20 protein-coding genes are annotated in these 12764 nt (G+C 66.2%); 11 read left to right on the top strand and 9 right to left on the bottom strand.

Annotation, left to right across the window (positions count from 1 at the left end; translation table 11 throughout):
* Nucleotides 1-37 precede the first annotated feature (37 nt).
* The 4 genes from VB734_RS09090 to VB734_RS09075 all read right to left on the bottom strand — a co-directional run bounded on the left by VB734_RS09090 (nucleotide 38) and on the right by VB734_RS09075 (nucleotide 2446).
* Nucleotides 38-280 carry a hypothetical protein gene (locus tag VB734_RS09090; protein ID WP_197165794.1) on the bottom strand — a complete coding sequence of 81 codons (243 nt, stop codon included), beginning with the start codon at nucleotides 278-280 and terminating at the stop codon, nucleotides 38-40.
* An 80-nt stretch (nucleotides 281-360) separates the two neighbouring features.
* A complete protein-coding gene (locus VB734_RS09085; RefSeq protein WP_197165795.1) occupies nucleotides 361-1053 on the bottom strand; it encodes a hypothetical protein in 693 nt (230 codons plus the stop codon).
* 10 nt (nucleotides 1054-1063) lie between these two features.
* The gene (locus VB734_RS09080; RefSeq protein ID WP_197165797.1) at nucleotides 1064-1498 is read right to left on the bottom strand and encodes a hypothetical protein; all 435 of its coding nucleotides are present in this window, start codon (nucleotides 1496-1498) and stop codon (nucleotides 1064-1066) included.
* A 33-nt stretch (nucleotides 1499-1531) separates the two neighbouring features.
* The gene (locus VB734_RS09075; protein WP_231594861.1) at nucleotides 1532-2446 is read right to left on the bottom strand and encodes a major capsid protein; all 915 of its coding nucleotides are present in this window, start codon (nucleotides 2444-2446) and stop codon (nucleotides 1532-1534) included.
* A 97-nt stretch (nucleotides 2447-2543) separates the two neighbouring features.
* Between VB734_RS09075 and VB734_RS09070 the strand changes: the two genes are divergently transcribed.
* Nucleotides 2544-2762 (top strand): DUF433 domain-containing protein, encoded by a 219-nt coding sequence (locus tag VB734_RS09070; protein WP_037979383.1) that lies wholly within the window; start codon nucleotides 2544-2546, stop codon nucleotides 2760-2762.
* Nucleotides 2759-3115, top strand: coding sequence for a DUF5615 family PIN-like protein (locus VB734_RS09065; RefSeq protein ID WP_197165807.1), 357 nt, complete (start codon nucleotides 2759-2761; stop codon nucleotides 3113-3115). The genes VB734_RS09070 and VB734_RS09065 overlap by 4 nt, the downstream gene beginning before the upstream one ends.
* Before the next feature lie 121 nt (nucleotides 3116-3236).
* Here the strand turns inward: VB734_RS09065 and VB734_RS09060 are convergent, their stop codons facing one another.
* On the bottom strand, nucleotides 3237-4400 hold the full coding sequence (locus VB734_RS09060) for a Fic family protein (RefSeq protein WP_197165809.1): 1164 nt from the start codon (nucleotides 4398-4400) through the stop codon (nucleotides 3237-3239).
* A gap of 285 nt (nucleotides 4401-4685) precedes the next feature.
* On the opposite strand from VB734_RS09060, the gene VB734_RS09055 reads away from it, so the two are divergent.
* The 6 genes from VB734_RS09055 to VB734_RS09030 all read left to right on the top strand — a co-directional run bounded on the left by VB734_RS09055 (nucleotide 4686) and on the right by VB734_RS09030 (nucleotide 7363).
* Nucleotides 4686-4883: a hypothetical protein gene (locus VB734_RS09055; protein WP_197165811.1), complete on the top strand. Its 198-nt coding sequence runs from the start codon at nucleotides 4686-4688 to the stop codon at nucleotides 4881-4883.
* 96 nt (nucleotides 4884-4979) lie between these two features.
* Nucleotides 4980-5723 carry a L,D-transpeptidase gene (locus VB734_RS09050; RefSeq protein ID WP_197165813.1) on the top strand — a complete coding sequence of 248 codons (744 nt, stop codon included), beginning with the start codon at nucleotides 4980-4982 and terminating at the stop codon, nucleotides 5721-5723.
* 54 nt (nucleotides 5724-5777) lie between these two features.
* Complete coding sequence (locus tag VB734_RS09045) at nucleotides 5778-6044, top strand: hypothetical protein (protein ID WP_197165815.1); 267 nt, start codon at nucleotides 5778-5780, stop codon at nucleotides 6042-6044.
* A 114-nt stretch (nucleotides 6045-6158) separates the two neighbouring features.
* Entirely contained in the window at nucleotides 6159-6494 is a 336-nt protein-coding gene (locus VB734_RS09040) for a hypothetical protein (RefSeq protein ID WP_197165817.1), read from the top strand.
* Between the two features lie 162 nt (nucleotides 6495-6656).
* Nucleotides 6657-6986 (top strand): hypothetical protein, encoded by a 330-nt coding sequence (locus VB734_RS09035; RefSeq protein ID WP_231594862.1) that lies wholly within the window; start codon nucleotides 6657-6659, stop codon nucleotides 6984-6986.
* Nucleotides 6965-7363, top strand: coding sequence for a hypothetical protein (locus tag VB734_RS09030; protein ID WP_323243256.1), 399 nt, complete (start codon nucleotides 6965-6967; stop codon nucleotides 7361-7363). Before VB734_RS09035 ends, VB734_RS09030 begins: the two co-directional genes overlap by 22 nt.
* Here the strand turns inward: VB734_RS09030 and VB734_RS09025 are convergent.
* The 3 genes from VB734_RS09025 to VB734_RS09015 all read right to left on the bottom strand — a co-directional run bounded on the left by VB734_RS09025 (nucleotide 7360) and on the right by VB734_RS09015 (nucleotide 10622).
* Nucleotides 7360-8982 carry a hydroxysqualene dehydroxylase gene (locus tag VB734_RS09025; protein ID WP_197165825.1) on the bottom strand — a complete coding sequence of 541 codons (1623 nt, stop codon included), beginning with the start codon at nucleotides 8980-8982 and terminating at the stop codon, nucleotides 7360-7362. The two genes, VB734_RS09030 and VB734_RS09025, sit on opposite strands and share 4 nt — an antisense overlap.
* A 460-nt stretch (nucleotides 8983-9442) precedes the next feature.
* Nucleotides 9443-9718 (bottom strand): hypothetical protein, encoded by a 276-nt coding sequence (locus VB734_RS09020; RefSeq protein ID WP_322782530.1) that lies wholly within the window; start codon nucleotides 9716-9718, stop codon nucleotides 9443-9445.
* Nucleotides 9719-9737: 19 nt separating this feature from the next.
* Nucleotides 9738-10622, bottom strand: coding sequence for a hypothetical protein (locus VB734_RS09015; protein WP_197165829.1), 885 nt, complete (start codon nucleotides 10620-10622; stop codon nucleotides 9738-9740).
* A gap of 187 nt (nucleotides 10623-10809) precedes the next feature.
* On the opposite strand from VB734_RS09015, the gene VB734_RS09010 reads away from it, so the two are divergent.
* Genes VB734_RS09010 through VB734_RS09000 form a run of 3 tightly spaced genes read left to right on the top strand, consistent with a single transcriptional unit; the run spans nucleotide 10810 to nucleotide 12217 of the window.
* Complete coding sequence (locus VB734_RS09010; protein ID WP_197167097.1) at nucleotides 10810-11031, top strand: type II toxin-antitoxin system VapB family antitoxin; 222 nt, start codon at nucleotides 10810-10812, stop codon at nucleotides 11029-11031.
* The gene (locus VB734_RS09005) at nucleotides 11028-11417 is read left to right on the top strand and encodes a PIN domain nuclease (RefSeq protein WP_197165831.1); all 390 of its coding nucleotides are present in this window, start codon (nucleotides 11028-11030) and stop codon (nucleotides 11415-11417) included. The genes VB734_RS09010 and VB734_RS09005 overlap by 4 nt, the downstream gene beginning before the upstream one ends.
* A complete protein-coding gene (locus tag VB734_RS09000; protein WP_197165833.1) occupies nucleotides 11414-12217 on the top strand; it encodes a DUF429 domain-containing protein in 804 nt (267 codons plus the stop codon). The genes VB734_RS09005 and VB734_RS09000 overlap by 4 nt, the downstream gene beginning before the upstream one ends.
* Nucleotides 12218-12555: 338 nt before the next feature.
* Here VB734_RS09000 and VB734_RS08995 read toward each other — a convergent pair.
* A partial coding sequence (locus VB734_RS08995; RefSeq protein ID WP_323243252.1) for an ATP-binding protein occupies nucleotides 12556-12764 on the bottom strand: 209 nt, incomplete at its 5' end.

The following is a 12764-nucleotide window of genomic DNA, read 5'->3' as shown; positions in this document are numbered from 1 at the left end:
GATCAGTACAGAAGGGGAAGGCGGTTGAGCGGAACGATCAAGGCGGCAGGGGATTGAGCAGGCGCAGGTCCAGCGCGATCACCACCACTCCCTCGCCAGCAGTGGCACTGAGCAGCGGCGCCAGTGCCTGCAGTGCCGTGATACCACCGGTGGGCGGCGGTTCAGGGGTGCCGCCGTCCTGCAGCTGGGCCTGTCCCAGGAAAATCACCCCCTGCGGCCGACTGCTGCTGCGGCACTGGGCCGTCAGCTCGGCCAGCACAGCCGGATCGGGAGTGGCCATCGGCGCCAGGGCAGTGCTGCTGAGCTGTTGCCAGCCCCCAGCCAGGAATGCGCTGGCCGGGGCAGCGCTGGCTGCTGGGATCAGAGCAGGGCACTCCCCAGCTCCAGGGCCGCGAGATCGGCGGCATCGTTGATGCCCTCGTTGCTGCCGCTGGCAGTGCCCGATGCACTGGCCTGGGCTTCCATCGCCATGGCCTGCTCCACCAGCTCGGCCTTGGTCTGGCTGCCATCGAGCTCCACGCCGTAGACGGTGGAGCAGAACTCCACGATCTGGGCCTTGGTCATCGCCTGGAAGTCGGTGCGCTCGCTCACCAGCAGGGCCTCGCCACCATCGGTGGTGGTCTCCAGCGGGTCGTCGGCAGAAGTGGGCTCATCTGGTGCCGGGGCGGTCTCCGTCGCTGCCGGTTGCTCCGGCTCGAGGTCGAGCGAGTCCACCAGCTCCGGTTCCGGCGTGTTGTCGCCGATATCCACCGGGCCCGGCTCATCGCCGCCACTGGCGGGGCTGAGCAACTGCCAGCCCAGGGCCTGCCAGCCGGCCAGGTGCACCGGCCAGATCGAGCGGGTCACGCCGTCCTTGCCGATCAGCAGCTGGCTGGGAGGCAACAGCGATGCATCGCCCACACCCGGATCCGGGGTGACGGTGAGCCGCTGCTCCGGGCCCGAGAGGCGAACAGGCGTGGAGGAGGGGTTGTTGCTGTCGAGGGGCTGCAGCAGCTCCAGCGGCAGGGCCTCAGCCTCCGCCGCCACATTGAGGGTGTCGAGTGGGTTGCTCATGGCGCTCACCTCACAGCCCCTGGTTGGCGGTGAGCGCCACGGTCATCCCCACCGGCGTGGCGGGAGAGACCGTCGCCCGCGCCAATCGCAGGCAGGGCGGGGTGATCAGCGCGCTGTCGGCCGGGTTGATCAGCAGGGCGGCGCCGCTGATGATCGCCTCCACCTTGCCGCCAGCGGCGGGGATGGCGACGGCCGCGGCGGTGATCCAGCTGCCGGCGTTGCCATCGGCCAGCAGCGGCGCCAGCTCCAGCGTCACGGTCACGGCCTCGCTGTGGCCGGGGTGGGAGGCCACCAGCACAAAGGAGCTGGTGGCATCGAGATCGGTGCCGAGGTTGACGACATCACCGCTGCTGCGGGTGTGTTCGTAGCAGTCGGTGGCGGAGTGGTTGATCCAGCCGACGAGCACCGTCTGGGCATCGAGCAGCCGGGTGGCTTGAGAGGTCATGGAAGGGTCTCCGGAAGGGATGGGATGAAGGGTTCAGGGCAGCACCAGCGGCATGGGGGCGACGTTGAACAGGCGGGCCGCCGCCTTGCGGTTGCACACGGCAAAACCCACGTACCAATCCACCCGCGTGCGGAACACCGGCGCGTCGTGCACCTCCCCGAAGTCCCGCACCGAGATGCCGTAGCGACCCTCGAACGGGCCCTGCAGACCGCAGACGGCGGCATCACCGAGAACGCAGCAGTAGATCGAGGTGGTGTCCCCCGGTTCGTCGTAGCCGAGCACGGCGTTGCCCTCGGCGTCCTCCTCCACCAGCAGGATCTCGATCCCCTCGAAATAGTGGCGACCGTCGATCACCTCGTAGAGGTCGCCGCCGGCCTGGCGGGAGGCAGTGCTGATCTGGCGGCGGGCCGCCTTGCTGCCGATCAGCACCTTGTCGCCGCCGTAGCCGATGACGCTGTCGGTCAACGCCTCCAGCGCCAGCAGGTTGAGCGTGCTGCCGCCGTTGTCGATCGTTTGGTCCTCGCCGGGCACCAGGCGCTTGCTCAGCCCGTTGAAGGCCCGCGGGTCAAAGGTGTCGTCGCCATTGATGATCGCCGCCTCCAGGGTGAGGCGCATGGAGCGCACCTTCATCTCGGTCTGGGCAGCGCGGGCCTCGGGGCCCTGCAGGTCCACGATCGAGCGGTCCACATCCAGGTCGCCGCCGAACAGGTGCACGAACTCCGAATCGGAGTTGATCACCCCATAGCTCTGGCGGTAGCCCTCGTTGACGGCCCGAAAACCCACGCGGGGCAACTTGGTTTCCGCCGGGAAGCTCAGGGAGCCACCGACGAGGTTGCGGAAGGGCAGGCGGCGCAGCAGCTCCCCCTCCGCAAAGGTCTTGAGCACCGCCAGCTGTTCGGCGCGGCGGGCGTATTTCTGCGCCTCGATCAAGGTCAGGCCCAAGGGCACGCTCCCGGGGCCTCGCCCCAGTGACAACAGCAGCTGTTGCCAGGTCGTTGCCCTGGTGGCGTGATCAGCAGCCAAAGAAGCCGCTTAGCCTGAACCCATGGCGCCATCCCGTATCACCCACAACCCGGAGCAGTGCGGCGGTAAGCCCTGCATCCGCGGCATGCGCATTCGCGTGCGGGATGTCCTGGAGCTCTATGCCGCTGGGCTGAGCAGCGAGCAGATCCTTGCCGACTACCCGGATCTGGAGCCGGAGGATCTCAGTGCGGCACTGGATTACGCAGCCCGGGAGATCGACCATCCAGTGTTGGTGGGATGAGGCTCTGGCTGGATGCCCAGCTGCCGCCAGCCCTGGCCCTCTGGATCGGTGCGCAGCCATGGGGAGTGGATGCCGTCCCTGTGCGGGAGATCGGGTTGCGGGATGCCAGCGATCCGGAGATCTTTCGCCAGGCACGGGCCGCTGAGGCGGTGGTGATGACCAAAGACCGGGACTTCATCCGCCTGCTGGATGAGCAGAGCCCTCCTCCCCAGGTGATCTGGCTGCGGCTGGGGAACAGCAGCAATGCCGCACTGCAGCAGGTGTTGAGCACGACCCTGCTGCCAGCGCTGGAGCTGTTGCGCACCGGTGAACCCTGGGTGGAGATCCGGCCGCAGGCCAACGCAGAGGCCTGATCCCGGCAGCACCGAGGCGGAGTGGTCGCGTCCTGCCTGCCCGATCCGCCTTGTCCGTTTCCGCAGCTCTGATCTGCGCCTCCCTTTTGCTGAGCTTGCGCTCCCTGGAGCTGCTCCCGGCTTACGCGCCATCTCCTGGTGAGGGCCCGCCTGGCCAATGGAGGCGATAGGCGCGGCTGCGGCCTTCGCCGATCGGCTCGATTGCTTGTTGCTCCACCAGCTCGGCCAGATCGCGCCAGGCCGTGGCGCGGCTCACCTTGGTGAGGCCGATGGCCTTGCGCAGTGTCATGCCGCCCGTGAACCCCTCCGGTTCGGCATCCAGCAAGCGATTGAGCAGTTTCTGCTGGCGGCTGTTGAAGCCGCTGTGCCGGTGGCTCCACCAGAAGGCCGCCTTGCGCCGCACCGCATCGATCACGGCGCCATTGGTGGCCGCCGCTGCCGTGAGTTGCTCCAGGAACCAGCTCAGCCAGCTCGTGACATCCAAATCTCCCCGCTGGCAGCGCTCCAGTGCCGTGTAATAGCCCTCCCGCTCCCGCAGGATCTGGGCGGAGATGCAAAGGGCGCAGGCAGCTAACGCCTGTTGGCTCTGGGCTCTGCAGTCCTGGGCCAGCAGCCGATCGGTGATGGCACGGGCGAGGCGGCCGTTGCCGTCTTGGTAGGGGTGGAGGGTGAGAAACCAGAGGTGGGCCAGGCCGGCGCGCAACAGCCCGTCCAGCTGCGCAGGGGGGGAGGCGACCCAATCCAGGAAGGCCTCCAGCTGCTCCTCGAGCTGGTCTCGGGGCGGCGCCTCAAAGTGCAGGCGATCACGGCCAATGGCGCCGGAGAGCACCTGCATCGGGGCCTCATCGCGCAGCCCACCGATCCGAATGGCGCGCAGTCCATCGGGGCCAGCGGCGAACAGGCGCTGGTGCCAGTGGTTCAGCGTGGCCAGGGTGAGGGGCGCCTCCAGGGTGCTGGTGGCCTCCAGCAACACATCCAGCAGGCCCTCCACCTGGGCGCTGGCGGCCGGCTGCCCCTCGGCCAGGGGAAGGTGCAGCCGGCGCGCGATCGAGGAGCGCACCTGGCCGGGATCCAGCAGCTCGCCTTCGATGGCGGCCGTGCCCAGGCTCTCCCGACCCAGCAAGGCGGAGATCGCTTCCCGATCGAGCGGGGGCTCCAGCGTCTCCAGCCGGCTCAGCAGCTCCTGGCGTGCAGAGCGGGCCTGCTCCAGCAGAGGATCCAGAGCGGAGCTCTTCCAGCGGAACTGGGGCCAGTCGGGCTGCTGCCAGATCCAGGATGAAGCCATCACCGCAGCCTAATCGCTTCATCCGATGAAGCGGTTAGTGACAGGTATTCGCTTCATGGCCGCCGCCGCGGCTGGGGCATGCGCTCGAATCGTCAGGCAGGCTGCGGCTCTTCCCCACCGGCGCTCAGTGGATCGGCTAAGCGCAGCCCTCCTCATGGTCCGGGCGGCCTCAAGGGCTGCGCGAGTCAGCCGGACTGGTGCGTTGGCTGCGCTGCGCTCCGCATTGCAGCGGTGGCTGCCCCTTGACCCCGCCCGGCCTGCTTCGGGGTCTTCGCTACGCCTGCCATGGCTTCCGCATCCCGGATCCGCACCTTCCAGCTCCTGAGCTCCCGCACCCTGGAGTTCCTGTGCGAGGAGGCCTCGGCCCACCGCCCTGCTCCTCTGGAGCGGCTCGAGCGGCTCTGCGCTGATCTGCTCTTCGATCGCCAGCTCCTCAATCCTCACCGGGTGAGCTCCTTCCCCGAAAGCGAGCTGCCCTTCTGAAGGGGCGGCCCCGGCTGCGGCTGGGGCGCTCTCTTGTTGCCCGCAGCCGGCGCTCCGAAGCGACCACTGGCAACAGGGCTCAGCAGCACCACGCCCATGGCCAGCCCCATGACACCCGAGCGGTTCCAGGACCGCTTTGAAGCGTTCCTCGGTGAACCCCAGCAGGTTTCCGGCGTCTGGACCCTCCATGCCGTGATCGCTGGCCTGCCTGGCAGCGAGGCCGTCCTCGATGAGCAGGCCCCCTGGGCGCTCACCTTCAGCCAAAAACCCGCTGCGCCCCCGGTCCCAGCAGCTCCTGCCGGTGGTCTGGATCCCCGCGGTTCAGAGGAGGCCGGCATGGCCGGCCCGCAGCTGGCAGCACCCGTCCAGCCCGGGGATTCCTATCTGCTGGTGAACGACCGGGACGAGGACATGGAGGCCTACGACTACACCGGGGCCTTCCTCTGGAAGATCCCCTGCCTGGCCCGCGGCCAGGGGAGCGACACCGACTGGACCCAGAACAGCACCGACACCCCGCCTGGGCTCTACCGACTGGGGCAGCTGTATGCCGACTACGAGCAGTACCCCAACCCGCCCTGCAGCGACACCGCCATGGGCTACGGCTGGTATTCCTTCGACATGGAAGAGCTGGAGGGCCAGGAGGTGGCCCATGGTCGGGCCGGGATCATGCTCCACGGCGGCGGCTCGGCCTGTGGCTGGCCCGGCGCCTGGGCACCGCAGCAACCCCTGCACCCCACCCTCGGTTGCATCCGGCTCCATAACGCCGATCTGCGCGACAAGGTGCTGCCCCTCTGTCGGCAGGGCACCGTCTATGTGGGGGTGTTCCAGGAAAAAAAGTGACGGCGGCTCTGGTGCTTCCACCGGCTGGGGCCTGATCGCGAGGGAAGAGCAGCAATGGACTCAGGCCCACTGGCCCGACCGCCCAAGCCGCCGTTCGACCGCGAACGGTTCGTCTTCAAGATCCTGGCGGTGGTGATCGGCACCCAGCTGCTGATCAATTCCCTCGCCGCTGGGGTCTGCGGCCAGCGGGCGCTGGAGGGGCGATCGATCGGGCAGATCTGCCCCGGCACGTTGGAGCAGCTGCAGGGCGGCTTTGATTCCACCCTCAAGCTGCTGCTGGCGCTGCTGGGCGGAGCAGCGCTGACGCGTATGGATCGGTAACGCCTGGGAGCGGGAGGAGGGCTTGCTCCGGGCCTCTCCAGTCTGAGGCCCGTCCTGCGGCCGCGCCTCCGCTGGGATCGGTCCCGTCGCTGCGCCGTTTGGGCGCCGATCGTCATGGCCACGCTCTCTGCAGGCAGTGCCGCTGCCACCTCCCCGTTCTGCAGGCCAGAAGAGGATCCGTTCCTGCTGCTCGAATCAACGCTGCGCTCGGTGGAGGAGATCCTGCTGCGTCGTCGTGGGCTGCCGCTGCGCCGCACCTGGATCGAGCAGCCCTATGGAGAAGAAGAGATCACCCTGCTGGAGGAGGAGGTGATTCCGGCGATCCAGCAGTGTCTGGCACGGGTGGATGAGCTGGATGAGCGGCTCCTGGCCCAGCAGGAGCTGCTGCAGCGCTGTGAGCTCGAGCTGCAGCGCCAGCCACTGTCTGTGCAGAAGCTGCAGATGGCCTGAGCGCCATGGATTGGGGGCTGCAGCTGCGGCCCCCTTGCCTGTCTCTCGATCCCAGGGTTGGCGCAGCAGCTCCACGGCTCGGGCGCGGTGGGCGTTCAGCACGGAGTTGCATCCATGCCCGTGGGACGTGCCTGGCTGGGCGGAGCAAAACCCCTCCGCAGCATGCCCCTCCGGCTTGCGCTGGCCAGGGCTGACGCGGGCTCGCTGGGCTCGCCCCTGGCCAGCACTGCGCCTGCGGGGCGTCTGGTCGGTGTTCTCCGCTCCACCCCAGCCATGGCCACTCCCCAAGGCCCCGTCTGCGAAGTCCGCCTGCTTGTGGTTCACCGCTATCAGCCAGGAGTCCAGAAGCTCGGCACCACCCCCTGTGAGGTCGAGTTCTTGGGCCGCCGCGGCAAGCCCGTCAAGAAGATGCGGCTGATCCCTGCTGAGAAGGCGTTCGCCTTTGCCCGCAAGCTGCAGGGCACCCCCGGCTGCACAGTCTCGGTCTGCTGAGCCAGGGGGGTCAGGCCCGGCTGCCGGTTGGTGGCCGGGCCTTTGCAGCAGGGCTGGCAAGAGCCGCAGTAAGCCCAGCGAGGCCATGGCCACCAGAACCAGCCGCCGCCCGCGCAAGTGCAGCACCGGCAAAACCAGCACCGCCAGAACCCGGCGCAGCGCAAGCCGCAGCACCGACTCCGTGCCCGAGTTGCCGGGAATCAGCACTGTCAGACAGTGCTCTCAACTTCACCTGGCTGGTGTGGACACGGGAACCCAGGCGGCAATACAAGATTGTGAGTGACCTCAACTTCCGCATCGAGCCGCTGCTCCACGAGCGGGGGACTCCCAGCGAGAGGACCCTGGATGAGGTCAGCCGTCAGTCCAGCACTCGTTAGGAGTTGAACCACGGCAGTTTCAGACCAAGGGCTTCGATTGGATCCATCACGAGCTTGTTGAGAGCACGGCCTAGAACGACTTGTGGCTCGTCTGCCCGAATAGGGAGAACGGGATGCGACTGATCGGCACCGTTGACAATCTTGCGCCTGATCAGCGAGTTCCCTGCCTCCAGCCCGCACACATAGGCTCGTTCCTGACACAGGCCCTTGGCTCCATGTTCTTTGTCGCCCATCCGCACCCAGTCGCCAGCGCAGACGATCGACTCCACTGAGGTTTCCAAGGGTGGCCGTTTTCTAAAGCTGCCCGGAGAAAAGAGCGACACCGAGCCTGGATAGCGCCGTACCTCGGAATCAACCACCCTGGCATTGGTGAATTCTGGATGAGCGATGGGAAGCAGGTCGCGCGTGAGCCGATCGATGATCTCCTGATCGCTCATCGCTGCGATAGCCGATGCGTTGTAAAAGTCGCTGGCGACCACGGAGCCCTGGGGCCGCTCATCACCCCAGAGAGTCTGTTGAGCATCCTTGTGCAGCTGATCCAGCATGAAAAAAGTGCCCCCAGAGCCCTTCAGTGATTCGAAGCGGGAGAACACGTTGACTGGGTAAGCGATTGGAACATAACGATCCAGCCATAGACGTGCTGACACGACATCGATGGAACCAAGCGAAGCAGCGCCAACAAGCTGTGGTGCTGCCTTGCTGAGTTCTGGAGATTGAGCCATCAGAGACTTGAGCCCTTTTGCACCAACGGCCAAGACCAGAGCATCCACCTCGTCAATCACCTGAACTGCATTGGTAGCCACGTTCTTCACCTCAACCGAGCTGACCCGCCGCGAGTCAGACGACACATTCACCCGTCTCACCAACGTTCCCCCAAGAACCTGCAGATGATGGCGGGAGATCAGCCTTCGACTCAGAGGCGAAAACAGATGTTCAGCGATGCTTTTCGACTTGATCCAACGGACATCAAAAGAGTCTTGGTGGGCCAGGGCGTAGTAATAGAGGAGCTCCATGGTGACCGCGGCCGAAAGCTCTTCGGGCGGCTTGAACAAGCCAACCAGCAAGGTGGGGCGCAGGAACTCATTGATGAGCCGATCGCTGATGCCGAGCTTGACAAAGAGTGATTGCGCATCGAGATCGTCGTACCTCTGGAAAGTCTTGTCGCTGCGATAGAGGTCAAGCATCGCATAGAGAAGCCCTGCAATGCTGAGCCGGTCTTGAATGGGTAGTCGTGTGAAGTTGGTGATTGTCGCCACCATCTGGCCAAGGGGACTTGGCCATTGGGGTGCCTCTCCAAAGACAGGCGCTGTTGCTTCTAACCCATCGGGAGACCAGAAGGCACTGGTTGTGAAGTCAGTGAAGATATCACCAGCGCCGAGTTCATCGGTTAGGGCATTGATGTTGGGATAGTCTTTCCAAAAACCTCTGGTGCCTGCTTCGAAAGGTTTGCCGCTTTTGGTTGTGATTGGTGTACTGCCTGTTGGATCGGGCATCCCATCAATCAAGGTGACACGAATACCGGCTTCACAGAGTGCCTTGGCTGCGCCCCAACCAGCCCATCCGGCTCCGATGACGACGACATGGGATGGCCTTCCGCCGGGCATGGTCTCGTCTGGCATGGCTGCTACGAACGTCGGCTCATCTTCTGCAAGTTACTCAGAGAGTGATGGAGCTCGCCGTTCCGTCGTACCGCTTCTGATCTGGAGCGTTGGGAGAGGCGCGACGGATGCCATGAATGCTGCAGCGTGACTGTCTCAGGTGAATAATTCAATCTCCAGAATTTGGGAGATTTCGCAAGCACGTTGGCTACGTTTCAGCGAGTTCACCCTATATACCGCCTTGTTGAATACAATTTGATTGTTCTTTTGTTCGATTGATTTCGCTGGGTTCGGGTGGGCTCGACTGACAGCTGACTGCGAAGCATGCAACCGGTAGCCCTCCAGCAGCCAGGGGAACGACCGCCCGCTGCGCTCGCTTCTCCAGCCGCAGTGCCCGCTCCGCTGGTGGATGGCGCGGGTAGGGACGGTCGCCCACGGTCGCCCGTGCGGCTGGCCTACAGCCGGGGCTTGCAGCCGTGAGCTACAGCCAGGAGCGGTAGCGGCTGCGGTGGCGCCGTGCTGCAGTCCTATGGCCGCTGCTGCTGAACTGAGGGCTGGAGCCATCTCGCCGCCGCCGCACCCAGACGCCGCGGCGAATCAGACGAGAGTCCTCTGAATTGGCGCGGCGTGCAGCCACGATCGACCCATAGCCCTTCTTGTGTCGGCGCTGGGCACGGGAGCGGGCCTGGCTGGCGCTGGCGGCCGGCACCACCGTGGCGGTGGATCGGTTGCGCCAGAACACCAGATACCAGGCCATCGCGCTACCGGCAGGGTGATCAGCGCCGCGGTGCAGCAGCCCTGGGCGTGGTGCCCTTGACGGCCTCCAGATAGAGCTCGGCCGTACTCAGGGTCTGCAGGTTCACCGCTCCGCCGTGCTCATGGCCCGTTTCAGGCACCGCAGCGGAGTAGAGGCCGCTGCGTTGCTGGAACAGGAAGCTGTACACCGGGTGGCGGCGCAGCTCCTCCATGTAGTCCCCGTCGCTGAGGGCCACGCCATCGGCGGTGAGGGGTTGGCCCTTGCCATCCACCGGCAGCAGCCGCTCGCGGCCGTCCACCTCGCCGAGCTGGAAGTGGCCACCGCACAGCGTCACGAAGGTGTCAAAGAACGTGCCCCGCTCATCGCCGCCGACGCGGCCCTCGGCCTCGGAGAACAGGCGCTCCATCAAGCGCTCCTTGCGCAGGTTCTGCACCTGGGAGCGGGCCTCGTCGCGTTCTTTTTCCACACTGCGCACCCGGCGCAGGTTGGCCTCATTGAGCTGGCGTTCGCGCTCGCCCACCTGGCGTTCGAACTCCTCGCGCTTGCGCTCGGCGTCCTGCAGGCGGGCGTACTCATCCGGGTTGATCTCGGAGAAACGCGAGAGCTGGGCGCGGGCTTTGCGCAGCTCCTTCTCGAGCTGGTTGCTGCGGCGGCGCTCGGCGCGCAGGGGATCAGCACTGCTGGGAGCAGCGGCAGGGGGGTCGTCGTTGTCGCTGGGGCTGGAGTCCTGTGGCAGGGAGAGGTCGAGGGTGTCGTCGCCGTCGGCAGCATCCAGACCAGCGTCAGCAGCGCCGTCGCTGTCGAGCAGGTCAGGGTCGGTGGCAGGTGGAGCTGAGCCCGTAGGGCCCTGGTTGGGTTGCTGCTGCTGTTGGCGGTAGGTCTGCCATCGGCCAGGAGGGACCATGGGACCTGGAGCAGCGCCGCTGTTGGCGACGCTGGAATCAGAGGAGAAGAAGGAGGAGGGCATCACCCATCACGGCTGTGGTGCTGCGGGCGCCCCGTCCGGGCTGCGCTCGCTCTTCCTGTTGCCAGCCGGCCCGATCCCGGATGTGTATAGCCGCCCTACGCTTTACATATCGCCCATGGGTCCCATGCGCACCAACATCGTCATCGACGACGCCCTGATGAAGCAGGCCATGCAGGCCAGCGGTGCCCGCAGCAAGCGAGAAGCGGTGGAGCTCGGTCTGCGCACGCTGGTCAAGCTGCAGCAGCAGGCCCAGATCCGTTCCTTCCGCGGCCGCTTGGCCTGGGATGGCGATCTGGACGCCCAACGGCTCGATGCCGGGATGGAGACGGCCGAGCATCAGCCGTGATCGTGGTCGATTCCTCGGTCTGGATCGACTTCTTCAATGGGGTGAGCACCCCCGAGGTGGAGCGGCTGGATGGATGGCTCGGGGTGACACCGCTGGCGATCGGCGATCTGATCCTGGTGGAGGTGATGCAGGGCTTCCGCAGCGAGCGCGACGTGGCCACCGCCCGGCAACTGTTCCGCTCCTTGGCTCTGCTGCCGATGCTTGGTGGCAGCAACGCCTGGAAGGCAGCAGAGAATTACAGAACGCTGCGCCGCCAGGGAATCACGGTGCGCAAGACGATCGACGGGATCATCGCCACCGCCTGCATTGAGGCCAACCTGCCGCTGCTGTTCAGCGACCGCGACTTTCAGCCCTACGTCGATCATCTGGGTCTGGAAGCGGCATGAGCCGCACCGTGCTGGGCATCGATGCCGCCTGGACGGCCCATCAGCCCAGCGGGGTGGCGCTGGTGCAGGAGCAGGGTCAGCGCTGGCATTGCCTGGCGGTGGCACCCAGTTACGCCAGCTTTCTGGCCTGCGCCGAGGGCCACCCGGTGGATTGGGAGGCACGCCACCGCGGCAGCACACCCGAGATGGGGACACTGCTGCGTGCCAGCGCCCGCCTGGCGGGCCGGCCGGTGGATCTGATCGCCATCGACATGCCCCTCTCCACCGAGCCCATCGGCGGCCGCCGCAATGCCGATCAGCAGGTCTCCATCCAGTACGGCAGCCGGGGCTGCGCGGTGCACAGCCCCACCACCGCCAGACCCGGGGCCCTGGCGGATGGGCTGCGCTCAGAGCTGGAGCAGCTGGGCCACCCCCTGCAAACCACGGCAACGCCTCGCCATGGCTCTGGTGGGGTGCTGGAGGTCTATCCCCATGTGGCCCTGCTCGCCCTGCTGGGTCTCGACTACCGACTGGAGTACAAGGTCAGCCGCTCCTCTCGCTACTGGCCTGCTGCCTCAATCCGGCAGCGGATCGAGAAGCTCCTGGCCAACTTCCAGCGCATTCAAAACGCGCTGCAGCAGCAGATCGGGGCCATCAACCAGCCCCTGCCGCAGCCCGCAGCGGTGGCGACGCTGACGGAGCTCAAACCCCTGGAAGACAGCCTCGATGCCCTGGTCTGCGCCTGGGTGGCGATGGAGCATCTCCGCGGCCGCACGTGCGCCCTGGGCGACAGCACGGCCGCGATCTGGTGTCCGCACTAACCGTCAGCTGCAGTCAGGCCCCTGCCGATGGCAGATCGGCAAGGTCATCCGCCACGCCCCCTGAGCGCCGGGCTGGCAGGTAGATCCACTCCCCAGCAGGTAAGGGCGTGGAGGGCAGATAACCCGGCACCAGCAGTTGCATCCCTGCCGGGATCGGCGTAGTGGAGCGATAGATGGGCAGCAGCTGTCAAGCGACATCCGGAATTGGTCCTCCGGCGACACGAAATCTGGCCCACTCTGTGAGGCTGTAGCACCGGCTTGTTGACGCCGTGGCCGGCGTCGGTTGGTCTTGCTCATCAGTCGTTGGGAATGGGGGTGGAGGGGGAGGGGCGGGATGCTCATGGGCTCCCTTCCTCCCCGGTGGCGGGGATGGTCCTCACCGCACTGCTGCTCTTGATCAGACCGGAGCGGCGTTTCTCACGCAGGCGGTAGCTGTCGCCCCGCACGGTCAGCACATGGCTGTGGTGCAGCAGCCGATCGAGGATCGCGGTGGCGACGACCTGATCACCGAACACCTCGCCCCACTCCATGACGGGGCGGTTGGAGG

Source organism: Synechococcus sp. BA-124 BA4, from assembly GCF_034931165.1.
The sequence above is the reverse complement of the archived record's forward strand: the minus strand, read 5'-3'. Positions and strand labels throughout refer to the sequence as shown.

Excerpts from the sequence above, each read along its gene's own strand:
- VB734_RS09010 (WP_197167097.1), top strand. The coding sequence starts at position 10,810 with ATGCGCACCAACATCGTCATCGACGACGCCCTGATGAAGCAGGCCATG.
- VB734_RS09070 (WP_037979383.1), top strand. The coding sequence starts at position 2,544 with ATGGCGCCATCCCGTATCACCCACAACCCGGAGCAGTGCGGCGGTAAG.
- VB734_RS09015 (WP_197165829.1), bottom strand. The coding sequence starts at position 10,622 with ATGGTCCCTCCTGGCCGATGGCAGACCTACCGCCAACAGCAGCAGCAA.
- VB734_RS09080 (WP_197165797.1), bottom strand. The coding sequence starts at position 1,498 with ATGACCTCTCAAGCCACCCGGCTGCTCGATGCCCAGACGGTGCTCGTC.
- VB734_RS09000 (WP_197165833.1), top strand. The coding sequence starts at position 11,414 with ATGAGCCGCACCGTGCTGGGCATCGATGCCGCCTGGACGGCCCATCAG.
- VB734_RS09050 (WP_197165813.1), top strand. The coding sequence starts at position 4,980 with ATGGCCAGCCCCATGACACCCGAGCGGTTCCAGGACCGCTTTGAAGCG.
- VB734_RS09060 (WP_197165809.1), bottom strand. The coding sequence starts at position 4,400 with ATGGCTTCATCCTGGATCTGGCAGCAGCCCGACTGGCCCCAGTTCCGC.
- VB734_RS09020 (WP_322782530.1), bottom strand. The coding sequence starts at position 9,718 with ATGGCCTGGTATCTGGTGTTCTGGCGCAACCGATCCACCGCCACGGTG.
- VB734_RS09035 (WP_231594862.1), top strand. The coding sequence starts at position 6,657 with ATGCCCCTCCGGCTTGCGCTGGCCAGGGCTGACGCGGGCTCGCTGGGC.
- VB734_RS09025 (WP_197165825.1), bottom strand. The coding sequence starts at position 8,982 with ATGCCAGACGAGACCATGCCCGGCGGAAGGCCATCCCATGTCGTCGTC.
- VB734_RS09045 (WP_197165815.1), top strand. The coding sequence starts at position 5,778 with ATGGACTCAGGCCCACTGGCCCGACCGCCCAAGCCGCCGTTCGACCGC.
- VB734_RS09040 (WP_197165817.1), top strand. The coding sequence starts at position 6,159 with ATGGCCACGCTCTCTGCAGGCAGTGCCGCTGCCACCTCCCCGTTCTGC.
- VB734_RS09085 (WP_197165795.1), bottom strand. The coding sequence starts at position 1,053 with ATGAGCAACCCACTCGACACCCTCAATGTGGCGGCGGAGGCTGAGGCC.
- VB734_RS09090 (WP_197165794.1), bottom strand. The coding sequence starts at position 280 with ATGGCCACTCCCGATCCGGCTGTGCTGGCCGAGCTGACGGCCCAGTGC.
- VB734_RS09055 (WP_197165811.1), top strand. The coding sequence starts at position 4,686 with ATGGCTTCCGCATCCCGGATCCGCACCTTCCAGCTCCTGAGCTCCCGC.
- VB734_RS09065 (WP_197165807.1), top strand. The coding sequence starts at position 2,759 with ATGAGGCTCTGGCTGGATGCCCAGCTGCCGCCAGCCCTGGCCCTCTGG.